Consider the following 23,336-nt stretch of genomic DNA (forward strand, 5'->3'; position numbering starts at 1 on the left):
ATACTTTGCTCTGAGACAAACGAGGAGACCGGAAATGGTCGCACAGAACGACGCCCTCAAGGTGGATGTGGTCAAGTCGATGGACCCGATCTGGGACAGCCTTCGGCACGAAGCTCGCATCGCGGCCGACCGCGATTCCATGCTCGCGGCATTTTTCCATTCGACGGTACTCAGCCATCGCTCCCTGGAAGACTGCGTCATCTACCGTATCTGTGAACGCCTCGATCATACAGACCTGCCGGCGATCGTGTTGCGTCAGGCGTTTGATGAAATGCTGGTTGACTGGCCGGAATGGGGCGCGATCCTGCGTGTCGATATCCAGGCGGTCTACGACCGTGACCCGGCCTGCACGCGTTTCATCGAGCCGGTTCTCTATTTCAAGGGTTTCCATTCGATCCAGACCCATCGTCTGGCCCATTGGCTTTGGAACCGCGGTCGTCGCGATTTCGCGCTCTATCTGCAGAGCCGGTCTTCGAATATCTTCCAGACGGATATCAATCCGGCGGCACGGATCGGCAAGGGCATATTCCTCGATCATGCCACGGGGCTCGTTGTCGGTGAAACGGCACGCATCGGCGACAACGTTTCCATCCTCCATGGTGTGACGCTTGGCGGCACGGGCAAGGAGGGCGCAGACCGCCATCCGAAGATCGGCGACGGCGTGATGATCGGCGCTGGTGCCAAGGTTCTCGGCAATATCGAGATCGGCTGCTGCTCGCGCATTGCCGCCGGTTCCGTCGTGTTGAAGCCGGTACCTTCGGCCGTCACCGTCGCTGGCGTGCCGGCGCGGATCGTGGGGGAGGCGGGTTGTGCCGAACCATCGCGGTCGATGGACCAGATGCTCGCTTCGGAAGACTGAGTACGATGCGCCGTCAGATGCGCGACTGCGCGCATTGATGGGGCAAACTATCCTTTGCGTCTTTACATCGGCGGAAAGGCCATGCGACAAGCGGCGCAAATCAAAGACAGCCGATGGAGACCCAGCGTGAAACCAGACGAAATCAAGAAGCTCGACGCCTATTTCAAGCGCACCTTCAACCCTTCCATGGTCGTCAAGGCACGTCCCCGCAAGGATGACTCGGCCGAGGTCTATGTGGGCGACGAGTTTCTCGGCGTCGTGTTCAAGGACGAGGAAGACGGCGATCTGTCCTACAATTTCTCGATGGCGATCTTAGACGTCGATCTGTGATTTTTGCCTAAAGCCTTAGGTTGAAGCCAGGCTAATATATCTCTTGTCATTCAATGATGTGGGGCCGTCTCTTCAAGGGGCGGCCCTTTTTTCGATGGCGAAATACAACCTTGGATATTTGTGCGCTGCACAATTCTACTTGACGTCTTTTGTGCGGCTGCTATGTTTTGATCCTCTGAAATAAAGCGCTGATGGAGGACGCTCGAATGATCAATTTTGATGAAGCCAACAAGAAGGGCAAGGAAGCCATGGAGGGCATGTTGAAGAACTATTCGGAAGTGACGAAGGGTTTTCAGGCTATTGCCACCGAGGCAACCGATTATTCCAAGAAGTCCTTCCAGGACGCGGCAACTTTCGTGGAATCGCTGACAGGCGTGAAGAGCATGGAAGCAGCCTTCGAGTTGCAGACCAGCTTCATGAAGTCATCCTACGAGAGCTTCATCGCCGAGGCGACCAAGATGGGCGAGATGTATTCGGAGCTCGCGAAAACCGTCTACAAGCCCTATGAGGCGCCGCTGGGTAAATCGATCGTGCCTTTTTCCACCGCCGCTTGATCGAACCTTGCGCGTAGCATGCGAGACCGGTCGTGCCCAGCACGGCCGGTCTTGCCATTTGTGGCCTCTGGTATAACCTGTAATTTCATTTTGTTGAGCTTTCCGACCCTCGTGACAAATTGTCATCGACATCGATTGGGGGGCTTAAAATCACCGAATTAAGAACTACCTTACTGTGCTGAATGTTCGTCCGCCTTTGCTGCGTAACGGCAAACAGGCCGGACAACGGAGAATGAACTGAAATGATCGCTATGCCGGTCTTCATGCAAAGCCAACGCGACGGGGACAATGCCAACCGCGGCACCTCGGTCATCACGCGCACCAAGCCGAAGACAAAGAAGCCGAATTTGTACCGCGTCCTGCTTCTCAACGACGACTACACCCCGATGGAATTTGTCATCCACATTCTGGAGCGCTTTTTTCAAAAGGATAGGGAAGCCGCCACACGCATCATGTTGCAGGTCCACAATCACGGTGTGGGCGAGTGTGGGGTCTTTACCTACGAAGTTGCCGAGACCAAGGTGAGCCAGGTGATGGATTTCGCAAGGCAGCATGAGCATCCGCTTCAGTGTGTCATGGAAAAAAAGTGAGGACCAGACGTGCCAACATTTTCTCCCAGCCTCGAAAAAGCGCTGCATCAGGCACTGACCTACGCCAACGAGCGCCATCATGAATATGCGACGCTCGAACATCTGCTGCTCGCGCTGATCGACGATGCCGATGCCGCGGCGGTGATGGGGGCGTGCAACGTCAACCTCGACGCGTTGCGCAAGAATGTCTCCGACTATGTCGACAACGATCTTTCCAACCTGATCACCGGCTATGACGAGGATTCCAAGCCGACCTCCGGCTTCCAGCGCGTCATCCAGCGGGCAGTGATCCATGTCCAGTCCTCCGGTCGCGAAGAAGTGACCGGTGCAAACGTGCTTGTCGCGATCTTTGCCGAGCGCGAGAGCCACGCCGCCTACTTCCTGCAGGAGCAGGAAATGACCCGCTACGACGCCGTCAACTATATCTCCCACGGCATCGGCAAGCGCCCGGGCGCCTCACAGGTTCGCAGTCCGCGTGGCGCCGAGGAAGGCGAGGCCGAGGCCAAGCCGGGTCGCGAGCAGGAAGAGGGAACTGCGGCCAAGGGCAAGCAGGAGGCCCTGAAGGCCTATTGCGTCAACCTCAACGAAAAAGCCAAGACCGGCAAGATCGATCCGCTGATCGGTCGCCATTCCGAGGTCAACCGCACGATCCAGGTCCTTTGCCGTCGGTCGAAGAACAATCCGCTCTATGTCGGTGATCCCGGCGTCGGCAAGACGGCGATCGCCGAAGGTCTTGCCAAGCGCATTGTCGAAGGCAAGGTGCCGGAAGCACTCGCGGACGCGACGATTTTCTCGCTAGACATGGGCACGCTGCTTGCCGGCACTCGTTACCGCGGTGATTTCGAGGAACGGTTGAAGCAGGTCGTCAAGGAACTGGAAGACTATCCCGGTGCCGTACTGTTTATCGACGAAATCCACACCGTCATCGGTGCGGGCGCCACGTCGGGCGGTGCCATGGATGCGTCCAACCTGCTGAAGCCGGCACTGTCCTCGGGCGCGATCCGTTGCATCGGCTCGACGACTTACAAGGAATATCGCCAGTTCTTCGAAAAGGACCGGGCTCTGGTGCGCCGCTTCCAGAAGATCGACGTCAACGAGCCGTCGATCGACGATGCGATCGAGATCATGAAGGGCCTCAAGCCCTATTTCGAGGACTATCACAAGCTGCGTTACACCAACGAGGCGATCAAGTCGGCTGTCGAACTGTCGGCCCGCTACATTTCCGACCGCAAGCTGCCGGACAAGGCGATCGACGTGATCGACGAAACGGGTGCGGCGCAGATGCTGCTGCCGGCGTCGAAGCGCCGCAAGCTGATCACCGAAAAGGAGATCGAGGTCACCATCGCCACCATGGCCCGCATTCCGCCGAAGACGGTCTCCAAGGATGACGAGATGGTTCTCGCCAACCTCGAGAAGGAACTGCGTTCCGTCGTCTACGGCCAGGATACCGCTATTGAGGCGCTGTCGACCGCGATCAAGCTGGCCCGTGCCGGCCTGCGCGAACCGAACAAGCCGATCGGCTCCTACGTGTTTTCCGGCCCGACAGGCGTCGGCAAGACGGAAGTGGCCAAGCAGTTGGCTGCGTCGCTCGGCGTCGAGATGCTGCGCTTCGACATGTCGGAATACATGGAGCGGCACACGGTTTCGCGGCTGCTCGGTGCCCCTCCCGGCTATGTCGGCTTCGACCAGGGTGGCCTGTTGACCGACGGTGTCGACCAGCATCCGCACAGCGTGGTTCTGCTCGACGAAATCGAGAAGGCGCATCCGGATATCTACAATATCCTGCTGCAGGTCATGGACCATGGGTCGCTGACCGACCACAATGGCAAGAAGATCGACTTCCGCAACGTCATCCTGATCATGACGACCAATGCGGGCGCGTCCGAGATGGCCAAGTCGGCGATCGGCTTCGGTTCGTCCAAGCGCACCGGCGAGGATGAAGAGGCGATCAACCGCCTGTTCACTCCCGAATTCCGCAACCGTCTCGATGCGATCATTCCGTTCGCACCGCTGCCGAGCGAGGTCATTCACAAGGTTGTGCAGAAGTTCGTCATGCAGCTCGAAGCGCAGCTTTCGGAACGCGGCGTGACCTTCGATCTGTCGGAACCGGCCATCGCCTGGCTTGCCACCCGTGGCTATGATGAAAAGATGGGCGCGCGTCCGCTCGGCCGCGTCATCCAGGAATACATCAAGAAGCCGCTCGCCAACGAGATCCTGTTCGGCAAGCTGAAGAAGGGCGGCCTCGTCAAGGTCGGCGTAAAGAAGGATGACGCCGGCGAAGACGTGCTCGATCTTGAGGCCATTTCCGAAGTGGCGCCGGTCAAGCCGAAGCCGGAAGCCGAAGTCGTGGCCGACAAGTCTATCAAGGCCAAAAAGAAGCCGTCTAGCAAAGCGGCGGTTGCACAGGATGATGGTGATACCGCCGTCATCGAAGCACCGAAGCCGGCCAAACGCAGTGCCGTGCCAAAGGTGCCGAAGAAGAAATAAGCGTCACGTTACGCTGGAAAAACCGGTGCCGGGCAATGCCCGGCACTTCTTTTTGCCGCATCGGAATAGTGCATGTCTTCGGTATCTTCGGATTTTTCCCAGACCCGCTGGTTCCTGGCCGGAATGCGCGGTCTTTTCAGCCTTCCAGCCATAATCCTGATGGTCTCGTTCGTCGGTTTTTCTGCCTTTGCGCTCGAATCCGGCGTCAGCCGGTCCGAGGCGATGTTCATGACGGCCATGGTTTGGGCGCTGCCGGCGAAGATGATCCTGATCGGAACGGTCACCAGCGGCGCCAATCTGCTGGCCGTGTTTCTGGCGGTCTCCCTGTCCTCCATCCGGCTGATGCCGATGGTCGCCTCTCTGGTGCCGGAGATGCGCACGTCACGGACGCCGACATGGTTGTTGCTGGTGCTGGCGCATTTCGTCGCGATCACCGCCTGGGTTTTTGCCATGGGCAATTTCAAGTCGGTGCCACGCGAGGGACGCGTCGCTTTCTTCGCCGGTTTCGGCATTACGCTGGTCACCGTCAACACCGTGCTGGTCGGCGTCTGTTATGGGCTGGTTGCAGCCTTTCCGCCGGTGGTGGCCGCAGTCCTGTTTTTCCTGACGCCCGTTTATTTCATTGCCTCGATCTGGGCCACGGGCCACCAGTCCGTCGTCAAGATCGCCTTCGTCATTGGCCTGGTCTCTGGGCCATTGCTGGCGCTGGCGGTGCCCGGTTTCGATATTGTGATCGCCGGGCTGGGTGGCGGTACGGTGGCCTATCTGATCGATCGTTATCTGGTCCGCGGCGCGCGGCCTGAGCCGATGCCGGCTGTCGAGACGGATGAGGTTCTGTGATGGCAGATTACTGGCTGTATATCGTCATCGTTGTTGCCGGATGGCTTGCGACCGACATGTGGCGCTGGCTCGGCGTGATCGCCGGCAACCGTCTGCAGGAAGGGTCGGAAGCGCTGGCCTGGGTGAGGGCGGTGGCAACCGCGCTCGTCATGGCGGTGACGGCGAAACTGATCGTCTTTCCGGCCGGAACGCTTGAGGGCTCGCCACTCTGGCTGCGGCTGACCGCTGCCGGTCTCGGATTTGCGGCATTTCTGCTTTTCGGCCAGCGCGTCATCGTCGGCGTACTCGTGCCGCTTGCCATCCTCGCCGCAGGGCTTGTCTGGTTGTAGAGCATCGTCCGCGCTGATCGCGGAAAAGAATACCCCGGTTGTGGGGCACTCGGTGCAGCTTAACTGCAAGGGGCTCAGAGAGCCGCCTTGATCTTCTCTGCATTGGCCTTCAGCACTTCGATATCCTCCATGCCGCCGGTATGCGGCTTCAACGGCAGGCCGTCATGGCGGGGAATGACGTGGAAATGCAGATGGAAGACGGTCTGGCCGGCGGCAGGCTCATTGAACTGCGCCACAAAGACGCCGTCTGCGTCAAACGCTTCCTTGGCCGCGCTGGCAAGTTTCTGCACGACGGGCATCAGCTTGACCAGAACGGCCGGATCGGCGTCGAGCAGGTTGCGCGAACCCTGTTTCGGAATGACCAGAAGATGACCTGGCGCCTGCGGCATCACATCCATGAAGGCGAGCGTGTCATCGTCCTCGTAAAGCTTCACCGAAGGGATGTCGCCCGTCAGGATCTTGGCGAAGATGTTGTTCGGGTCGTAGGCGGAAATGCTCATCGTCTGTCTCCTCGATTGTGTGGCCATTAAAGGCAAGCCGCGTCCCGGATCAAGCCGGGCGACGCTTGCCTAGCCGTCAAATTCTTCCCCGTCGCGCGGCTGTCGCTCACCCTTGCGGAAGGGGGTATGGTCGTCGAGATAGTCGCCCATCTGTTCCACCTCGCGTCGCTCGTGTTCGAGATAGTCGCCCACGGCGCGCCTCAGGCCGGCATGGGCAATGAAATGGGCCGAATGGGTGACGATCGGCTGGTACCCGCGCGCAAGCTTGTGCTCTCCCTGCGCTCCCGCCTCAACACGAGCCAGGCCCTTTGCGAGGGCAAAGTCGATCGCCTGATGATAGCAGACCTCGAAATGCAGGTAGGGATGATCTTCGATACAGCCCCAGTGCCGGCCGTAGAGCGCATCTGAACCGATGAAGTTGATTGCCCCGGCGACATAGCGGCCATTGCGCTTGGCCATTACCAGCAACACGTCGTCGGCCATGCGTTCGCCGATCAGCGAGTAGAAGTCGCGGGTCAGGTAGGGGCGACCCCATTTGCGGCTGCCGGTATCCATATAGAAGGTGAAGAACTGATCCCAGATCTCCTCGGTCAGGTCTTTACCCGTCAGCCAGTCGATCGTGATGCCGTTTGCCAGCGCATTGCGCCGTTCCTTGCGCAGGTTCTTGCGCTTCGACGAGGACAGTTCGGCCAGGAAGGCCTCATGGTCGGCATAGCCTTTGTTGAGGAAGTGAAACTGCTGATTCATGCGATGCAGGAATCCGCATTCCGTAAGAGCAGACAACTCACCTTGCGGAAGGAACGTCACATGCGCCGAGGACAGTCCAAGCTCGGCCGTGACCTGCCGCAGCCCTTGCGCCAAGAGGCCGGAGACACGGCCGGGGTCTTCGCTTTCGCGTACCAGAAGCCGCGGTCCGGTGGCGGGCGTAAAAGGGGTGCAGGCCTGCAGCTTGGGATAATAATGGCCGCCGGCGCGCTGGAATGCGTCGGCCCAACTGTGGTCGAAGACATATTCGCCCTGGCTGTGGCTCTTCAGATAACAGGGGATCGCCCCGATCAGTTCGCCGTCTTCCTCAAGCAGCAGGTGATGGCCAAGCCAGCCGGTCTCGGCGGTCGCCGAGCCGGACTCCTCGAGTGCTGACAGGAAGGCATGCGAGCAGAAGGGATTGTAGTTCGGTCCGGAGCGCGAGGCCCCGGACAGTTTGGCCCAGATGGCCGGATCGATTTCCGAAAAGGAACGGACTATGCGGATCGTTACCTCGTCTGCCATGGATCTCCCGTCAGGCAATCGCCGGCGAGGTCCGCGGGTCGAAGCCTTCGAATGTCATCTGATCAGCATATGTATAGGTCTGCGCCCGCATGATTTCATCCCTGACGGTCCAGGTAATCACCGGTGTGCCGTTTTCACGCAGGCCGGTGATGAAGCTGTTGGGCAGATGCGCGACCGCATAGGAGACAAAATCGAGCCCGAGCGCCATTGCCTCTTCATGCGCTTCGAATTGCTCCGGCCGTGCCCCTTCGGCCGTCAGACCGACCGGGTAGGGGCAATCGACAGATTTCAGGGCGCGCAGCAGGTGATAGTCGAAGCTCATCAGCGCCACTTTGCCCTGATAGCCCTCGAGGACCTCGATAACGCCTTCCACGAAGCCATCGTCCTGCTCGGCATCGATACCCTTCAGTTCGATGACGAGCGGCACTTGGCCCTTCACCAGGTCCAGCATCTTCTTCAGTGTCGGGATACGGTCGGCGGTGCCGCCGATCGACATCATGCCCAGTTCGCCCGCCGTGCGCTCGCGAACCTCGCCCGCCAGGCTGCATAGCCGCCGCAGGTCGTGGTCGTGAAACACCATCGGCACACTGTCGGATGAAAGCTGGATGTCGCATTCGATGGCAAAGCCGGCATCGATGGCGCGGGCAAACGCCGAGAGCGTATTCTCCCAGACAGTCTTGTTCATGTCGTGAAAGCCGCGATGGGCGACCGGCACGTCCTTGATCCAGTCAACGCTGCTCAAAGCTTGATCTCCAGGATGGCGTCGATCTCGACGGCGGCATTGAGCGGCAACGAGGCCATGCCGACGGCGGCGCGCGCGTGTTTGCCTGCCTCGCCGAGGACCTTGGCAATCAGGTTCGATGCGCCGTTGATCACCAGATGCTGTTCGACAAAACCCGGTGCCGAGGCGACGAAGCCGTTGAGCTTGATGACACGGGTGATGCGCGACAGGTCTCCGGCGAGGGCAGCGTTTGCCTGAGCCAGGATGTTGATGGCGCAGAGTTCGGCAGCGCGCTGCGCTTCTTCCAGCATGACATCGGCGCCGACAAGGCCGGTGACCGCAATTTTGCCGCCTTCGATGGGTAGTTGGCCCGACAGATAAAGCAGATTGCCGCTGATCACATAAGGCACATAATTGGCCGCTGGTGCTGCTGCTTCGGGTAGGGTGATTCCCAATGCCTGGAGGCGGCTGTCGATAGTATCGGACATGTGAATTTCCCGGTCTTGTTGATAAACAGTGCGAAAGAGAACGCGGACAAAAGCATGTCTCGCTTTTGCCGAATGTGTTCTTATAACATCGATGGCGAGTCCAACAGGAGGTGATCGATGTTTCGTTCCCGCATGGCCCTTGTCGCCACAGCCACCCTTGCGTCATGCATGGGGCTTGGTCCCGTGCAAGCCGCAGGCGTGATCGGCTTGGCGCCCCACCGTGCCGTCTACGACGTCGTTCTCAAGGAAGCCTCAGACCGCTCCGGCATTGAAAGCGTGCGCGGGCGCATGGTCTACGAATTCAACGGATCGACCTGCAAGGGCTACAACACCCAGTTCCGTTTTGTCACCCGCATCGATGTCGGCGACGGCGTTCGCGTGACCGACCAGCGCAGCTCGACCTTCGAGGATGTCGCGGGCGGCAAGTTCCGCTTCGACAACAAGTCCTTCACCGATGACCAGCTCGACAAGGATGTCACGGGCGCCGCTGCCGAGGCAGGCGGCAAGGTCCAGATCGAGCTCACCGGGCCGGACAAGCGCGCTGTTGAGCTGGCCGACAGTCGTTTCCCCGCCGAGCACATGCTTGAAGTGATCGCCTTGGCCCGCAAGGGTGAGCGCGTCTTCGAATCGCGTATCTTCGACGGTTCCGAAGACGGCGATCAGACGTTCCTGACCACCACGGTCGTCGGTGCGCCGCAAAAGGCGACCGGTGCCGATCCCGAAGTCAAGGCAGTCGAACCGCTGGCCGGTGCCGACTACTGGCCGGTCTCGATTGCCTATTTCGACGAAAAGGCGAAGGGCGACCAGCTGCCGATCTATAGCCAGTCCTTCAAGCTGTACGAGAACGGTGTCACCCGCGACCTGACCTTGGACTATGGTGATTTCATCCTCTCGGGAAAGCTGACCAAGCTGGAACTGCTCGGCAAGACCGACGGTGAATGCAAATAGTGTATCAGACAGCGTGTACGCGCGCTTTCTGCTTATAGTGCTTGATTTCTCGTGCGCGTCGCTGTATGGGCGGCATCATTCCACACGTAAGGCTTGGGATTGTCCGGGAGAAATCCGGATCGTTCCGCCCGGTGGCATTCTCGAAGAGGGTGCTGTTCGCCTTGCGGAGGTTCAACCGGAAAAGGATAACTAGGCATGGCATTGCCCGATTTCTCTATGCGTCAGCTTCTCGAAGCTGGCATTCACTTCGGTCACCAGACTCACCGCTGGAACCCGAAGATGAAGCCGTACATCTTCGGCGATCGTAACAACATCCACATCATCGACCTGGCTCAGACCGTTCCGATGCTGTCGCGCGCCCTGCAGGTCGTGTCCGACACCGTTGCTCGCGGCGGTCGCGTTCTGTTCGTCGGCACCAAGCGCCAGGCGTCGGAAATCATCGCTGACAGCGCCAAGCGCTCGGCCCAGTATTACGTCAACTCCCGCTGGCTCGGCGGCATGATGACCAACTGGAAGACCATTTCGAACTCGATCCAGCGCCTGCGCAAGCTCGATGAAATTCTCGCTTCGGACGCTTCCGGCTATTCCAAGAAGGAACGCCTGAACCTTGAGCGCGAACGCGAAAAGCTCGACAAGGCTCTCGGCGGTATCAAGGACATGGGCGGCACGCCGGACCTGATGTTCATCATTGACACCAACAAGGAAAAGATCGCGATCGACGAAGCCAAGCGCCTCGGCATCCCGGTTGTAGCCGTGATCGACTCGAACTGCGATCCGGACCTGATCGACTACGCAATCCCGGGCAATGACGACGCTTCGCGCGCCATCGCTCTCTACTGCGACCTGATCGCACGCGCTGCCATCGACGGCATCGCTCGCCAGCAGGGCGCTTCCGGTCGTGATATCGGCGCATCTGCCGAAACCCCGATCGAGCCGGCTCTCGAAGCTGAATCCGAAGCTTGATGCTTCACGCGGCGGCTTGAATTCCGCCGCGACTTCCCGAACAGGGAACGGCCGCCCGCAAGCTCGTTGAGCGACGGGCGGCTTCCGTTCTTCCGGCCTCTGCTTTCTGCGTGAGAGCGGGCCATCGAAGACGGCAGATTGTTTCCGTGGTGACCCGCTTCATCACGTTGTCACACTTCCGGGTACATTTCGTCCCCCAAACAGGGTGCAGTCCATGAGTCCCGCGGATGATTGGTGCACCGCCTGAACAGACAAGAGGCACACAATGGCTGAAATCACTGCAGCACTGGTAAAGGAACTGCGCGAGAAGTCCGGCGCAGGCATGATGGATTGCAAGAAGGCTCTGATCGAGAACAACGGCGACGTCGAAGCCTCGATCGACTGGCTGCGCGCCAAGGGCATCTCCAAGGCCGACAAGAAGTCCGGCCGTACCGCCGCTGAAGGCCTGATCGCCATTGCCGGCGCCGGCCACAAGGCCGTGATCGTCGAGCTCAATTCGGAAACCGACTTCGTTGCCCGTAACGATGCCTTCCAGGAGCTCGTCCGCGGCATTGCCAACGTTGCCCTGTCGACCGATGGTTCGGTTGAAGCCATTTCGGCCGCAACCTACCCGGCATCCGGCAAGCCGGTTGCCGATACGATCAAGGATGCAATCGCAACCATCGGCGAGAACATGACGCTCCGCCGCGCTGCCAAGCTCGAAGTTGCGCATGGTGTTGTTGCGACCTACGTGCACAACGCTGCCGGCGACGGCATCGGCAAGCTCGGCGTTCTGGTTGCCCTGAAGTCGGAAGGCGACAAGGCCGTCCTGACCTCGATCGGCCGCCAGGTTGCCATGCATATCGCTGCGACTAACCCGCTCGCCATCCGCGCCGAAGAAGTTGACGCTGCTGTCGCCGAGCGCGAACGCAACGTCTTCATCGAGCAGGCGCGCGAATCCGGCAAGCCGGAAGCGATCATCGAAAAGATGGTCGAAGGCCGCATGCGTAAGTTCTTCGAGGAAGTCGCTCTTCTGTCGCAGGCGTTCGTGATCAATCCTGACGTAACGGTCGGCGATGCGATCAAGGCTGCCGAAAAGGAAGCCGGCGCATCGATCGAAGTCACCGGCATGGCACGTCTTCTCCTCGGCGAAGGCGTCGAGAAGGAAGAAAGCGACTTCGCAGCGGAAGTTGCTGCTGTCGCCAAGGGCTGATCGCAAACGCCATCCTTCTTTAGGGAAAACATCGGGCATCGCGTGACAACGCGGTGCCCTTCGTGTATCCGGCTCAGAGTTGAATTCGGGAGCTTCCATGACTGCCAAACCATTGTTCAAACGCGTTCTCCTGAAGTGCTCCGGCGAGGCCCTGATGGGCAGCCAGGGATTCGGGATCGATGTCGCGGTTGCCGACAGGATTGCGAGCGACATTGCCGAAGCGCGCGCCATGGGCGTCGAAGTGGGTGTTGTTGTTGGCGGCGGCAATATTTTCCGCGGTGTGGCCGTTGCGTCGAAGGGTGGCGACCGCGTCACCGGTGACCACATGGGCATGCTGGCCACCGTCATCAATGCGCTGGCGCTGGCAACGTCGCTGCGCAAGCTCGACATCGATACCGTCGTGCTGTCGGCCATCGCCATGCCGGAAATCTGCGAGAGTTTTTCACAGCGCGTCGCCATCCATCATCTGTCGCAGGGCAGGGTGGTGATCTTCGCCGGTGGCACCGGCAATCCGTTCTTCACCACCGATTCCGCCGCAGCACTTCGCGCCGCCGAAATGGGTGCGCAGGCGATCTTCAAGGGCACCCAGGTCGACGGCATCTATTCTGCCGATCCGAAGAAAGACCCGGCAGCAACCCGCTTCGATCGCCTGACCCATGATGAAGTTCTGCAGAAGGGACTGGCTGTCATGGACGTGGCCGCCGTTGCGCTGGCCCGTGAAAATCATATTCCGATTATCGTCTTTTCCATCCACGAAAAGGGCGGTTTCGGCGAGATCCTCTCGGGACGTGGTCTGATGACCATCGTCACCGACAATTGAAATGGCCAGGGCGCGCTCCGAAGAGCCGTCGGCTACAAGACCAATGGGAGAACCATTATGACTGCAGGGGTTGATCTCAACGATCTGAAGCGCCGCATGGACGGCGCCATCAATGCCTTCAAGCACGACATCGCGTCGCTGCGCACCGGCCGTGCCTCGGCCAATATTCTCGATCCGGTTACCGTCGATGCATACGGTTCGCGCGTGCCGCTGAACCAGGTGGCCAACGTGACGGTGCCTGAGCCGCGCATGCTCGGCATTTCGGTCTGGGATAAGTCGATGGTCAACGCTGTTGACCGCGCGATCCGTGAAGCCAATCTCGGCCTCAACCCGATCATGGATGGTCAGAACCTGCGTATTCCTCTGCCGGAACTGAACGAAGAGCGCCGCAAGTCGCTGGTCAAGGTTGCGCATGACTATGCCGAAAAGGCCAAGGTCGCCATCCGCCACGTTCGCCGCGACGGCATGGAAGGCCTGAAGAAAGCCGAAAAAGATGGTACGATCGGCCAAGACGAAAGTCGTTCCAAGTCCGAAAAGGTGCAAAAGATGACCGACGACACGATTGTTGACGTCGACCGCTTGCTCGCCGAGAAGGAAAAGGAAATCATGCAGGTTTAGGATGCATTTGCGTATCTGGATCTGTATTGCCGCTTGGACCTGAAGCACATGTCGACAGCACAAAATCGCGCCGCTCCGGAGCATGTTGCGATCATCATGGATGGCAACGGTCGCTGGGCCAATGCGCGAGGCCTGCCGCGAGCTCTGGGGCACCGCAAGGGTGTCGAAGCCGTGCGCGACACTGTGCGCGCGGCGCGCGATGCAGGCATCGGCTTCCTGACTTTGTTCGCTTTTTCTTCCGAGAATTGGCGTCGTCCCGAGGCAGAGGTCAACGAGCTTTTCGGCTTGCTGAAAGCATTCATCCGTCGCGACCTTGCCGAACTGAACCGTGGCGATGTCCGTATTCGGGTGATTGGTGATCGCATCCGGCTACGCGACGACATCCGCGATCTTCTGCTGGAGGCTGAAGACACAACCGCCTCCAATACCGGCCTCACGCTGGTCATCGCCTTCAACTATGGCGCGCGCGACGAGATTGCGCGTGCCGCGGCCCACTTAGCGTCCGAAGTGCAGGCGGGGCGTTTGAAGCCGGAGCAAATAGACGCGCAAAAGCTAAACGACAGTCTCGATACGGCTGGCATCCCCGATCCGGACCTCATCATCAGGACCAGCGGCGAGGAGCGGTTGTCGAATTTTCTGCTCTGGCAGGCTGCCTATGCCGAATTGATGTTCGTACCGGAATATTGGCCGGATTTCACTGCGGAACTCTTTCACGCGGCGCTCGAACGGTTTGCGGCACGCGACCGGCGTTTCGGCGGGCTTGCACCCACCGCCGTGGCGATCGGTTCGTGATGGCCCGAATGTCCCGAGAACTGACGCTTCGCATCTATTCCGCCATCGTGCTGATCCTCGTCGTTCTGGCGGCGACATGGATCGGCGGCATCGCATTCCGTGTTCTGGCGGCTGTCATCGGGCTGCTCGTGTACTACGAGTGGTCCAAAATGACACAGCTCGCCGAGCATAACCTGCGTGGTCATGCATTCGGCTGGTTCTCGATGGCGCTGATTGCTCTGAACCTTGTCTTCGGCCCGGCGGATCTGACTGTCCCGCTGTTTGCCGGTCTTGTCGTTACCGCAGCGCTCCTGTCCATTTTCGGCCGCTGGAGCTGGTGGCAGGTGGGCGGCATCTTCTATTCCGGCTTGAGCGCGATTGCGCTGTCGGCGATCCGCGGTGAGGATTCACTCGGTTTCGTCGCCATGCTTTTTGTCTTCGTCGTTGTCTGGTCGACCGACATTCTCGCCTATTTCGTCGGCCGCGCGATTGGTGGACCCAAACTCGCGCCACGGATCTCGCCCGGCAAGACCTGGTCGGGTGCGATCGGCGGAACAGTCGCGGGTGTTGCAGGCGGAATGATTGTCGCGCTGATGCATTTTCAGGATGTCGGCATCTGGATCCTGACCGTGGCGCTGGCCCTGTCGGTGTCGAGCCAGATCGGCGATCTTTTCGAGTCCTTCATCAAACGTCGGTTTGGTGTCAAAGACTCGAGCAATCTGATTCCAGGACACGGTGGCGTCATGGATCGTGTTGACGGCCTTGTATTTGCCTGCTTTGCGGCATTCTTTCTAGCTGTTGGCTTTTCTGCCAGTGGCAGCGGCTCGGTAGTCTCTCTGGGAGCCTTCCTGTTCGGCATCTGAATGATGGCCGACCGCGGCGGGACTGACGTTTAACCTTTCGCGGCCTTGTGCCGTTTGGAAACGGATCATGGATCACATCACCACAGTCTTCGGCTTTCTCGGCGGGTATATCCTTCCCTATATCGTCATTCTCTCGCTTCTCGTCTTCATCCATGAGCTTGGCCACTACCTGGCGGGGCGCTGGTCTGGCATTCGTGTCCTGGCTTTTTCCGTCGGGTTCGGACCGGAGTTGGTCGGCTTCACGGACAAGCACGGAACCCGTTGGAAGATCTCGGCTATTCCGCTTGGCGGCTATGTCCGGTTCTTTGGTGATGCCGATGCGGCCAGCCGGCCGGACAGCGAAGAACTCCGCGAATTGACCGATGAAGAGAAGGCGCAGACGCTGAGCGGTGCAGCCCTGTGGAAGCGCGCGATCACGGTCGCCGCCGGTCCGATCGCCAATTTCATTCTCGCCATATTCATTTTCGCCGTCATGTTCGCAACCATGGGCAAATCGGTTGCAGACCCAGTCGTTGCCGAACTGAAGCCAGGCAGCGTTGCCGAAGCGGCCGGCGTCAAGCCGGGTGATGTTCTGGTCGCCCTGGATGGTCGGCGCATCGAAACCTTCGACGAAGTCGTGCGCTATATCAGCATGCGGCCCGAACTGCCCGTCAAGGTGACGGTCCGCCGGGCGGAAAACGAAGTCGTTTTCGACATGGTGCCGCGCCGCGCGGTGATCGCCGACAGCTTCGGCAATGAGATGGAAGTCGGCCAGATCGGCATTGTCACCAATCAAAGTTCCGGCAACTTCCGCACCATCGAGCTGTCGCCGCTTCAGGCCGTCTGGGAGGGTTTCCGCCAGACCGGTCACATCATCACCGGCACATTCGACTACATCGGCAACATGATTGCCGGCCGTATGAATGCTGATCAGTTGGGCGGTCCGGTCCGGGTTGTCCAGGCGTCCGGTGAAATGGCGACGCTGGGTGTTATCGCTCTGTTAAATCTAGCCGCCGTTCTCTCTGTTTCCTTGGGGCTTTTGAATTTGATGCCAGTTCCGGTCCTTGACGGCGGGCATCTGGTTCTCTACGCGATTGAGGCAGTGCGCGGCAGACCAGTCGGCCCCGGCGCCCAGGAAATCGCCTTTCGTATCGGATTGGCAATGATCCTGTCGCTGATGGTTTTTGCGACCTGGAATGACATTAGCCGGTTGATCGGATGAGGCCTGAACTGTATGGCGAGAAACCATTTGTTTACGCTGTTTCAAACTCGTAGTGGCGATTAGGCCACTGATTGAAATGAAGTAAACAGAAATTAACGTCCGCACTTGCTTGTAGGGTAAAACCCGTTAAAACCACACACGGGCCGGAGTCGGGGTACGGCTGCGGGACAATTGAAGAAGGTAAAGTATACACATGAAGGCTGGTTCAAGATTTTTGAACGCAGTATCGGCGGTCGCGCTGTCTGCTGGTATCGTGTCTTCGGGAGCGGGTGTTGCCGTACTTGTATCGGCTGTAGCAGCCGAGGCCGCAGTGGTTCGCAATATCGATGTGCGTGGCGCCCAGCGCGTTGGTGCCGAGGCTGTTCGCTCAAACCTGTCGATCAAGACGGGCCAGAGTTTCTCGAACGCCGACATCGATGAATCGGTCAAGCAGCTTTATGCGACCGGTTTCTTCTCCGATGTCCGTATTTCTGTTTCCGGCGGCACACTGGTGGTGACGGTGGTGGAAAACCAGCTGATCAATCAGGTCGTGTTCAACGGCAACCGCAAGATCAAGGACGACAAGCTGGTCGGCCTGGTTCAGACGCAGCCGATGGGTCCTTACAGCGATGGACTGATCAGCTCTGACATCCAGCGCATCAAGGAAGCTTATGCCGCGATCGGTCGCAGCGATATCGATGTGACCACGCAGGTGGTTCCGGTCGCCGAAGGTCGCGTGAACCTCGCTTTCGTGATCAACGAAGGTGAGCGCACGAAGATTAGCCAGATCAATTTCGTGGGCAATAATGCTTATTCCGATGGTCGTCTGGCATCCGTGCTGAACACCAAGGAATCGGGCATGCTGTCCTTCCTGACCCGCAAGGATGTCTACAACGAGGACAAGCTGCGCGCCGATGAAGAGGTGCTGCGCCAGTTCTACTACAACCATGGTTATGCAGACTTCCGTGTCATTTCGTCGGAAGCGACGCTGAACGAAGCCGGCAACGAATATGTCATCAACATCACCGTTGATGAAGGTGCGCGCTACAAGTTCGGCAATGTTGCGGTGGAATCCACGGTTGACGGCATTGATGGCAAGGATCTCGAGGTCCTGCTGGAGACCAATCCGGGCAGCACCTACAGCGCTCGCGATGTGCAGAAGTCGATGGAAGCCATCTCGCGCCGGGTCTCGGCTGCCGGCTATCCGTTCGCCCGCGTTGTTCCGCGCGGTGACCGCAACTTCGAGACAAATACCATCGGTGTGACCTATCTGGTTGACCAGGGTGAGCGCGCCTATGTCGAGCGCATCGAGGTTCGCGGCAACACCCGTACCCGTGACTTCGTCATCCGTCGCGAATTCGATATTTCCGAAGGCGATGCCTTCAATCAGGAAACCATTTCTCGTGCCAAGCGTCGTCTGGAAGCGCTCGGCTTCTTCTCGTCGGTCAACATCTCGACCCAGGCCGGCAGCGCATCTGACCGCGTCATCGTGATTGTCGATGTGCAGGATCAGCCGACCGGTTCGTTCGGTGTTGGTGCCGGCTATTCCGTTGGCGATGGTGGTCTGGTTCTGGAAGCCTCTGTTGAGGAAAAGAACTTCCTCGGTCGTGGTCAGTTCATCCGCGTCGCTGCCGGTGGCGGCTTCGACGATACCCAGACCTACAACTTCTCGTTCACCGAGCCTTATTTCCTCGGTTATCGTCTGGCCGCCGGTTTCGATCTCTTCAAGAGCTCGACCAGCAGCAATTCGAACTACGATTACGAAGAGCAGGGCGGAACCATCCGCGTGACCGCGCCGATCACCGAAGATCTGGCGACCACGATCCGCTATACCTACAAGGAACTCGAGTACATCAATGATGGCGCTTACGGTGCCGATGGTGTTTCGGGTGGCGGCGACGACCAGCTTGCTGCGCCCTACATCGACCTGATCGATGGCAGCCCGTGGAAGCAGTCGATCCTCGGCAACACGTTTGTTTACAACACAGTGGACGACCGCCAGAACCCGCATGATGGCCTGTTTGTCAGCGTCACGCAGGAATATGCCGGCCTCGGCGGCGACTCCGACTTCTACAAGCTCTACGGCCGTGCCCGCATGTACCACACGCTGTCTGACGAATACGACCTGGTCGGTTCGATTGCAGCCTCGGCGGGTCATGTGATGCCGACCAATGGTGATCTGAACGTCTTCGACCAGTTCAAGATCGGCGGCAAGGAAATCCGCGGCTTCGAGAATGACGGTATCGGTCCGCGCATTGGCGGCGATTCGATCGGTGGCACGACCTATTTCTCAGCCTCCGCTGAAGCGACCTTCCCGATGCCGCTGATCCCGCAGGATCTGAACTTCCGCGGCGCAGTCTTCGCAGACGCCGGTACCCTCTACGGTAACGATGTCTCGAACAGTGCAGGGGTCGTCGGCACGGATCTGACCATCCGCGCATCGGTCGGTGCTGGTATCCTGTGGAATTCGCCTTTTGGTGCCCTGCGCCTCGATTACGCGGTTCCGGTTGCCAAGGAAGACTTCGACGAAGTACAGGAATTCCGCTTCAGCATGGCGAACCAGTTCTAAGACTGGCGGTCCAGAACTGCTGACAGGTTGACGTTCTGGAGCGTTTTCTGATGGAACATAATCATTTCTTTCCGCCCCATACCGGGGTGACGCTTGCAATGCTTGCGGCACACACGGGGGCGGAGTTGCAGAATGCAGAGGCTGGTGAGCGGATCGTCGGATCCGTTTCACCGGTATCTCGCGCCAAGGCAGGCGATGTTTGTTACATCCTGTCGCGGCGTAGCAAGGAAGAGTTGAAGACCTGCGAGGCTTCGGCGATCTTCTGCGACAAGGCGCTGTTGTCGCTGATCCCTGACCACATTCCCGTCCTGCTGACCAAGACACCGGCGATGGCCTTTGCTCTCGCTGGGGCATTGTTTCATCCGCCGGCGATGCGTCCGTCGCGCATGACAAGCGAAACCATGGCGATTTCGCCGGCAGCTTTTGTCGATGTGACCGCGCGTCTGGAACCCGGTGTCGAAGTGGAGCCGATGGCTGTCATCGGTGCCGATGTCGAGATCGGCGAGGGAAGCCGGATCGGCGCCGGTGCAGTGATCGGTGCTGGCGTTCGCATCGGCCGTGATTGCACCATTGCAGCCGGTGCCACCGTTCAGGTCGCCCTGATCGGCAACAATGTCATCATCCACAACGGCGCGCGCATCGGGCAGGACGGTTTTGGCTATGCGCCTGGACCGCGTGGCATGATCAAGATTGTTCAGGTCGGACGCGTCATCATCCAGGACCATGTTGAGATTGGCGCCAACACGACCATCGACCGTGGCACGATGGACGACACGGTGATCGGTGAAGGCACCAAGATCGACAATTTGGTGCAGATCGGTCACAACGTTCGCATCGGTCGCCACTGCGGCATCGTTAGCCAGGTCGGCATCGCCGGCAGCACGCGCATCGGGGACGGGGTGATGATTGGAGGCGCCTGTGGCGTCAACGGACATATCACGATCGGTGACGGTGCCCAGATCGCGGCGATGAGCGGTGTTCTGTCGGATGTCCCGCCCGGTGAGCGTTATGGCGGTGTTCCGGCCCGCCCAATGAAGGATTATCTGCGCGAGGTGGCCGATACGCTGAGCCGCTACGACGCCCGCGCCAAGGAAAAAGGAACCAGCAATGACTGACATCGCGACCAGCGAATTGGGATCGGCTGATATCCTCGAGATCATGAAGCTTCTGCCCCACCGCTATCCGTTCCTGCTGGTGGACAAGATCATCGAGATCAACGGTGATGATTCCGCCATCGGGATCAAGAATGTGACCGCGAACGAGCCGCATTTCACCGGCCACTTCCCGGATTCGCCGATCATGCCCGGTGTTCTGCTGGTTGAAGGCATGGCCCAGACCGCTGGTGCCATTTGCGCGCGCAAGCAGGGAGAGGGCGGCAACCTCGTCTATTTCATGACCATCGACAATGCCCGCTTCCGCAGACCCGTTGTTCCTGGCGACCGCGTTGAGTTCCATGTCGTCAAGCAGAAGCAGCGTGGCAATATCTGGAAATTCCACTGTGAAGCCAAGGTTGATGGCGCCCTTGCAGCGGAAGCCGATATCGGCGCGATGATCATGCGCAAGGATGCGAAATGAGCCACATTGCAGCAAGTGCCGTGATTCACCCGATGGCCGTCGTCGAAAACGGCGCCCAGATCGGTGAAAATGTGCGCATTGGGCCTTTCTGCTATGTCGGTCCGAACGTCATCCTCGGCGATGGCTGTGAACTGCAATCGAACGCTGTGGTCAACGGTCGAACGACGATCGGGAAAAATGCGCGGATCTTTTCCTGCGCGGTGATTGGTGGCGAGCCACAGAGCATTCATCACACGGGCGGGGAAACCACGCTCAGTATCGGTGACAACTGCACCATGCGCGAAGGCGTGACGATGAATGCCGGCACGGTCGATGGCGGCGGCAAGACGGTGGTTGGCAGCAACAACCTGTTTCTGGCCAATTCGCATGTTGCGCATGACTGTATACTTGGTGATCACATCATCATGTCCAACAATGTCATGCTTGCCGGTCATGTGAAGATTGAGGATCGCGTCATTCTCGGCGGTGGGGCCGCCGTCCACCAGTTTACCCGCATTGGCCGCCAGGCCTTTATCGGCGGACTGTCTGCGGTTGCCTACGACGTCATTCCTTATGGCATGCTGAATGGCAATCCGGGCATCCTTGGTGGACTGAACGTTGTCGGCATGACCCGGGCAGGCATCGAACGGGCGACAATTCACGTCGTGCGCCGTGCCTTCAAGCAGATTTTCGAAGGCGAGGGCTCTGCGCGCAAGAATGCCGAGGCAATCCGCGACGAGTATCTCGATTGCCCGCAGGCGATTGAAATTCTCGACTTTATCGCGGCGGAAAGCGACCGGGCATTGTCGTCCCCGTTCCGCGGCAAGAGCTGAGGCATGGCACTGGCCGGGGCAACCGAAGGCCGTCTGGCGATCATTGCGGGCAGCGGCAAGCTGCCGCTCTTTCTTGCCGAAGCGGCGCGCGAGGCTGGCGAAAACCCCTTTATTCTGCGGCTGAAGAACGAAGCTGATCCCATCTGGGACGATTTCGATTCGGCAATCGTTGGTGTTGGCGACATGTCAGGACTGTCGGCTCTCTTCCAGAAACACAAGATCAGCCGCGTCGTGATGTCCGGAGCGGTGAAGAAGCGTCCGTCGCTTGGCGAAATCCATGTGAACTGGAAATCGATCCTGAAGTTGCCGATGGCACTCAGGACGCTCCTGGCCGGTGGCGATGATGCGGTGCTGAAGATGGTCATCTCGCTGATCGAGGCACAAGGTTGCCACGTCATCGGTGCGCACGAGATCTTGCCCGACCTTCTGGCAACGACCGGGCCGATCGGCGGCATCGTACCTTCCAGCGATGACTGGCGCGACATCGAACGCGCAGCGGATGCCGCAGAGACGCTGGGCCGGCTCGATGTCGGCCAGGGTGCGGTTTGTGTCGGTGGACGGATTGTTGCACTCGAAGGCGTGGAAGGCACGGATGCCATGCTGGCCCGCGTCGCGCGTTTGCGCGGCGAGGGGCGCATCTCGCAACGCCGCAAGGGTGTGCTGGTCAAGCTGTGCAAACCGCAGCAGGATGTGCGTGCGGATCTGCCGGCCGTCGGTATATCGACAGTGGAGAATGCCCGCGCTGCCGGCCTTGCCGGCATAGCGGTCGAGGCCGGCAGGGCGCTGGTCATCGAACGCGAGGCCATGGTCGCCGCAGCCAATGCGGCTGGCATGTTTGTCATTGGTATCGATCGGGGTCTCAAGGGAGCAGGAGAATGACACCCATGCCCTTGAAGGTCGCTGTGATTGCGGGGGAGGTTTCCGGGGATCTGCTCGGCGGTGACCTGATCGCGGCGCTCAAGGCGCGCCACGCCGGACCGATCGAATTGATCGGCGTCGGTGGCGAGGCGCTGGAGGCCGAGGGCCTGAAATCGCTGTTCGATTTTTCCGAACTGTCGATCATGGGCATCACGCAGGTGCTGGCCAAGCTGCTGCGATTGATCGGCCTGATTTCGAAGACCGCGGATGCCATCGTGGCAGCACAACCCGATATTCTGCTGATCATCGACAGCCCCGATTTTACTCATCGGGTGGCCAAGAAGGTGCGGCAAAAGCTTCCCGACCTGCCGGTGGTGAATTATGTCTGCCCCAGTGTCTGGGCGTGGAAGGAATATCGTGCCACGGCGATGCTGGCATATGTGGACGCGGTTCTTGCTGTGCTGCCATTCGAGCCGGATGTCATGCGCCGCCTCGGTGGTCCGCCCACCCATTTCGTTGGCCATCGGCTGAGCAGCCATCCGGACATTGTCAAGGTGCGCAATGCCCGCAAGCTCAAGCGGCCAACCGCCAAGGGCGATCCACATACGATCCTGCTCCTTCCCGGATCGCGCGGCAGCGAGATTACCAGCATGCTGCCGGTCTTTGGCGAGGCCATGCAGGAATTCACTCGTCGCAACGGGCCGACCCGGTTTCTCCTGCCCACCGTCGCCCGTCAGGAGGCGAGGGTGCGCGACATGGTGGCTGGCTGGACCACCAAACCGGAAGTCCTCATCGGAGATGCCGCCAAATGGCAGGCTTTTGCCGAGGCGGATGCTGCGATTGCGACGTCTGGCACGGTGATCCTCGAACTGGCTCTGGCCTATGTGCCTGTCATGTCGACCTACAAGACCGACTGGATCATCAAGATGATCAGCCATCGGATCAAGACCTGGACGGGTGCGCTTCCCAATCTGATCGCCGATTATGCCATCGTGCCGGAATATCTGAATGAAGTTGTGCGTCCGGCGAGCATGGTGCGCTGGGCCGAGCGCCTGTCCGCCGATACGCCGCAGCGCGCAGCGATGCTTGCAGGCTATGATGAGGTCTGGTCCCGCTTGAACACCGAAACACCGGCCGGTGAGGCCGGTGCTGAAATTCTGATGCAACTGTTGCAGCAGAAAGGCCGGTCGTAACCGGCCA

The 23,336-nt window shown here is 59.4% G+C and carries 25 protein-coding genes; 21 read left to right on the forward strand and 4 right to left on the reverse strand.

Features of this window, described 5'->3' with window-relative positions; all coding sequences use genetic code 11:
* The first annotated feature begins 34 nt into the window (after positions 1–34).
* From cysE to LQ231_RS11310, 7 genes are all read left to right on the forward strand, one after another.
* The gene (gene cysE, locus LQ231_RS11280) at positions 35–859 is read left to right on the forward strand and encodes a serine O-acetyltransferase (RefSeq protein WP_230171384.1); all 825 of its coding nucleotides are present in this window, start codon (positions 35–37) and stop codon (positions 857–859) included.
* Positions 860–985: 126 nt separating this feature from the next.
* Positions 986–1,189: a DUF3126 family protein gene (locus LQ231_RS11285; protein WP_037074398.1), complete on the forward strand. Its 204-nt coding sequence runs from the start codon at positions 986–988 to the stop codon at positions 1,187–1,189.
* A 206-nt stretch (positions 1,190–1,395) separates the two neighbouring features.
* Positions 1,396–1,743 (forward strand): phasin family protein, encoded by a 348-nt coding sequence (locus LQ231_RS11290; RefSeq protein ID WP_113141246.1) that lies wholly within the window; start codon positions 1,396–1,398, stop codon positions 1,741–1,743.
* Between the two features lie 242 nt (positions 1,744–1,985).
* Complete coding sequence (gene clpS, locus LQ231_RS11295; protein ID WP_007603783.1) at positions 1,986–2,333, forward strand: ATP-dependent Clp protease adapter ClpS; 348 nt, start codon at positions 1,986–1,988, stop codon at positions 2,331–2,333.
* A 9-nt stretch (positions 2,334–2,342) separates the two neighbouring features.
* Positions 2,343–4,820, forward strand: a complete 2,478-nt coding sequence (gene clpA, locus LQ231_RS11300; RefSeq protein WP_113141247.1) for an ATP-dependent Clp protease ATP-binding subunit ClpA — start codon at positions 2,343–2,345, stop codon at positions 4,818–4,820.
* 72 nt (positions 4,821–4,892) lie between these two features.
* Complete coding sequence (locus tag LQ231_RS11305) at positions 4,893–5,660, forward strand: AzlC family ABC transporter permease (protein ID WP_230171385.1); 768 nt, start codon at positions 4,893–4,895, stop codon at positions 5,658–5,660.
* Positions 5,660–5,989 (forward strand): AzlD domain-containing protein, encoded by a 330-nt coding sequence (locus tag LQ231_RS11310; RefSeq protein ID WP_230171386.1) that lies wholly within the window; start codon positions 5,660–5,662, stop codon positions 5,987–5,989. The genes LQ231_RS11305 and LQ231_RS11310 overlap by 1 nt, the downstream gene beginning before the upstream one ends.
* Positions 5,990–6,063: 74 nt before the next feature.
* Here LQ231_RS11310 and LQ231_RS11315 read toward each other — a convergent pair whose 3' ends face one another.
* The 4 genes from LQ231_RS11315 to LQ231_RS11330 all read right to left on the reverse strand — a co-directional run bounded on the left by LQ231_RS11315 (position 6,064) and on the right by LQ231_RS11330 (position 8,967).
* Positions 6,064–6,489 carry an HIT family protein gene (locus LQ231_RS11315; protein WP_230171387.1) on the reverse strand — a complete coding sequence of 142 codons (426 nt, stop codon included), beginning with the start codon at positions 6,487–6,489 and terminating at the stop codon, positions 6,064–6,066.
* Between the two features lie 69 nt (positions 6,490–6,558).
* The gene (locus LQ231_RS11320) at positions 6,559–7,758 is read right to left on the reverse strand and encodes a GNAT family N-acetyltransferase (protein ID WP_230171388.1); all 1,200 of its coding nucleotides are present in this window, start codon (positions 7,756–7,758) and stop codon (positions 6,559–6,561) included.
* A gap of 10 nt (positions 7,759–7,768) precedes the next feature.
* The gene (locus tag LQ231_RS11325; protein ID WP_230171389.1) at positions 7,769–8,500 is read right to left on the reverse strand and encodes a glycerophosphodiester phosphodiesterase; all 732 of its coding nucleotides are present in this window, start codon (positions 8,498–8,500) and stop codon (positions 7,769–7,771) included.
* Positions 8,497–8,967: a RidA family protein gene (locus LQ231_RS11330; protein ID WP_113141253.1), complete on the reverse strand. Its 471-nt coding sequence runs from the start codon at positions 8,965–8,967 to the stop codon at positions 8,497–8,499. The genes LQ231_RS11325 and LQ231_RS11330 overlap by 4 nt, the downstream gene beginning before the upstream one ends.
* Before the next feature lie 117 nt (positions 8,968–9,084).
* On the opposite strand from LQ231_RS11330, the gene LQ231_RS11335 reads away from it, so the two are divergent.
* From LQ231_RS11335 to lpxB, 14 genes are all read left to right on the forward strand, one after another.
* Complete coding sequence (locus LQ231_RS11335) at positions 9,085–9,915, forward strand: cell envelope integrity EipB family protein (RefSeq protein ID WP_230171390.1); 831 nt, start codon at positions 9,085–9,087, stop codon at positions 9,913–9,915.
* Between the two features lie 195 nt (positions 9,916–10,110).
* Positions 10,111–10,878 carry a 30S ribosomal protein S2 gene (gene rpsB / locus LQ231_RS11340; RefSeq protein WP_113141255.1) on the forward strand — a complete coding sequence of 256 codons (768 nt, stop codon included), beginning with the start codon at positions 10,111–10,113 and terminating at the stop codon, positions 10,876–10,878.
* Positions 10,879–11,143: 265 nt separating this feature from the next.
* A complete protein-coding gene (tsf, locus tag LQ231_RS11345) occupies positions 11,144–12,070 on the forward strand; it encodes a translation elongation factor Ts (RefSeq protein ID WP_113141256.1) in 927 nt (308 codons plus the stop codon).
* Positions 12,071–12,167: 97 nt separating this feature from the next.
* A complete protein-coding gene (pyrH, locus tag LQ231_RS11350) occupies positions 12,168–12,890 on the forward strand; it encodes a UMP kinase (RefSeq protein WP_113141257.1) in 723 nt (240 codons plus the stop codon).
* A gap of 57 nt (positions 12,891–12,947) precedes the next feature.
* Positions 12,948–13,508 carry a ribosome recycling factor gene (frr, locus tag LQ231_RS11355; protein ID WP_113141258.1) on the forward strand — a complete coding sequence of 187 codons (561 nt, stop codon included), beginning with the start codon at positions 12,948–12,950 and terminating at the stop codon, positions 13,506–13,508.
* 48 nt (positions 13,509–13,556) lie between these two features.
* The gene (locus LQ231_RS11360) at positions 13,557–14,300 is read left to right on the forward strand and encodes an isoprenyl transferase (RefSeq protein WP_113141259.1); all 744 of its coding nucleotides are present in this window, start codon (positions 13,557–13,559) and stop codon (positions 14,298–14,300) included.
* An 8-nt stretch (positions 14,301–14,308) separates the two neighbouring features.
* Positions 14,309–15,142, forward strand: coding sequence for a phosphatidate cytidylyltransferase (locus LQ231_RS11365; protein ID WP_230171391.1), 834 nt, complete (start codon positions 14,309–14,311; stop codon positions 15,140–15,142).
* Positions 15,143–15,209: 67 nt separating this feature from the next.
* Complete coding sequence (rseP, locus tag LQ231_RS11370) at positions 15,210–16,343, forward strand: RIP metalloprotease RseP (protein WP_230171392.1); 1,134 nt, start codon at positions 15,210–15,212, stop codon at positions 16,341–16,343.
* A 193-nt stretch (positions 16,344–16,536) separates the two neighbouring features.
* Positions 16,537–18,891 carry an outer membrane protein assembly factor BamA gene (bamA, locus tag LQ231_RS11375; protein WP_113141262.1) on the forward strand — a complete coding sequence of 785 codons (2,355 nt, stop codon included), beginning with the start codon at positions 16,537–16,539 and terminating at the stop codon, positions 18,889–18,891.
* Positions 18,892–18,941: 50 nt separating this feature from the next.
* On the forward strand, positions 18,942–20,006 hold the full coding sequence (gene lpxD / locus LQ231_RS11380; protein ID WP_113141263.1) for a UDP-3-O-(3-hydroxymyristoyl)glucosamine N-acyltransferase: 1,065 nt from the start codon (positions 18,942–18,944) through the stop codon (positions 20,004–20,006).
* Entirely contained in the window at positions 19,999–20,466 is a 468-nt protein-coding gene (gene fabZ, locus LQ231_RS11385) for a 3-hydroxyacyl-ACP dehydratase FabZ (RefSeq protein ID WP_113141264.1), read from the forward strand. Before lpxD ends, fabZ begins: the two co-directional genes overlap by 8 nt.
* Complete coding sequence (lpxA, locus tag LQ231_RS11390) at positions 20,463–21,278, forward strand: acyl-ACP--UDP-N-acetylglucosamine O-acyltransferase (protein WP_113141265.1); 816 nt, start codon at positions 20,463–20,465, stop codon at positions 21,276–21,278. The genes fabZ and lpxA overlap by 4 nt, the downstream gene beginning before the upstream one ends.
* 3 nt (positions 21,279–21,281) lie before the next feature.
* Positions 21,282–22,157: an LpxI family protein gene (locus LQ231_RS11395; protein WP_230171393.1), complete on the forward strand. Its 876-nt coding sequence runs from the start codon at positions 21,282–21,284 to the stop codon at positions 22,155–22,157.
* Positions 22,154–23,329, forward strand: coding sequence for a lipid-A-disaccharide synthase (gene lpxB / locus LQ231_RS11400; RefSeq protein ID WP_230171394.1), 1,176 nt, complete (start codon positions 22,154–22,156; stop codon positions 23,327–23,329). The genes LQ231_RS11395 and lpxB overlap by 4 nt, the downstream gene beginning before the upstream one ends.
* Positions 23,330–23,336 lie beyond the last annotated feature (7 nt).

This window comes from Rhizobium sp. CECT 9324, from assembly GCF_918741265.1.
GTDB lineage: Bacteria > Pseudomonadota > Alphaproteobacteria > Rhizobiales > Rhizobiaceae > Allorhizobium.

Coding starts and splice junctions, on each gene's coding strand:
- cysE (WP_230171384.1), top strand. CDS start 35: ATGGTCGCACAGAACGACGCCCTCAAGGTGGATGTGGTCAAGTCGATG.
- LQ231_RS11290 (WP_113141246.1), top strand. CDS start 1,396: ATGATCAATTTTGATGAAGCCAACAAGAAGGGCAAGGAAGCCATGGAG.
- clpS (WP_007603783.1), top strand. CDS start 1,986: ATGATCGCTATGCCGGTCTTCATGCAAAGCCAACGCGACGGGGACAAT.
- LQ231_RS11305 (WP_230171385.1), top strand. CDS start 4,893: ATGTCTTCGGTATCTTCGGATTTTTCCCAGACCCGCTGGTTCCTGGCC.
- LQ231_RS11310 (WP_230171386.1), top strand. CDS start 5,660: ATGGCAGATTACTGGCTGTATATCGTCATCGTTGTTGCCGGATGGCTT.
- LQ231_RS11315 (WP_230171387.1), bottom strand. CDS start 6,489: ATGAGCATTTCCGCCTACGACCCGAACAACATCTTCGCCAAGATCCTG.
- LQ231_RS11320 (WP_230171388.1), bottom strand. CDS start 7,758: ATGGCAGACGAGGTAACGATCCGCATAGTCCGTTCCTTTTCGGAAATC.
- LQ231_RS11330 (WP_113141253.1), bottom strand. CDS start 8,967: ATGTCCGATACTATCGACAGCCGCCTCCAGGCATTGGGAATCACCCTA.
- LQ231_RS11335 (WP_230171390.1), top strand. CDS start 9,085: ATGTTTCGTTCCCGCATGGCCCTTGTCGCCACAGCCACCCTTGCGTCA.
- rpsB (WP_113141255.1), top strand. CDS start 10,111: ATGGCATTGCCCGATTTCTCTATGCGTCAGCTTCTCGAAGCTGGCATT.
- tsf (WP_113141256.1), top strand. CDS start 11,144: ATGGCTGAAATCACTGCAGCACTGGTAAAGGAACTGCGCGAGAAGTCC.
- pyrH (WP_113141257.1), top strand. CDS start 12,168: ATGACTGCCAAACCATTGTTCAAACGCGTTCTCCTGAAGTGCTCCGGC.
- frr (WP_113141258.1), top strand. CDS start 12,948: ATGACTGCAGGGGTTGATCTCAACGATCTGAAGCGCCGCATGGACGGC.
- LQ231_RS11360 (WP_113141259.1), top strand. CDS start 13,557: ATGTCGACAGCACAAAATCGCGCCGCTCCGGAGCATGTTGCGATCATC.
- LQ231_RS11365 (WP_230171391.1), top strand. CDS start 14,309: ATGTCCCGAGAACTGACGCTTCGCATCTATTCCGCCATCGTGCTGATC.
- rseP (WP_230171392.1), top strand. CDS start 15,210: ATGGATCACATCACCACAGTCTTCGGCTTTCTCGGCGGGTATATCCTT.
- bamA (WP_113141262.1), top strand. CDS start 16,537: ATGAAGGCTGGTTCAAGATTTTTGAACGCAGTATCGGCGGTCGCGCTG.
- lpxD (WP_113141263.1), top strand. CDS start 18,942: ATGGAACATAATCATTTCTTTCCGCCCCATACCGGGGTGACGCTTGCA.
- fabZ (WP_113141264.1), top strand. CDS start 19,999: ATGACTGACATCGCGACCAGCGAATTGGGATCGGCTGATATCCTCGAG.
- lpxA (WP_113141265.1), top strand. CDS start 20,463: ATGAGCCACATTGCAGCAAGTGCCGTGATTCACCCGATGGCCGTCGTC.
- LQ231_RS11395 (WP_230171393.1), top strand. CDS start 21,282: ATGGCACTGGCCGGGGCAACCGAAGGCCGTCTGGCGATCATTGCGGGC.
- lpxB (WP_230171394.1), top strand. CDS start 22,154: ATGACACCCATGCCCTTGAAGGTCGCTGTGATTGCGGGGGAGGTTTCC.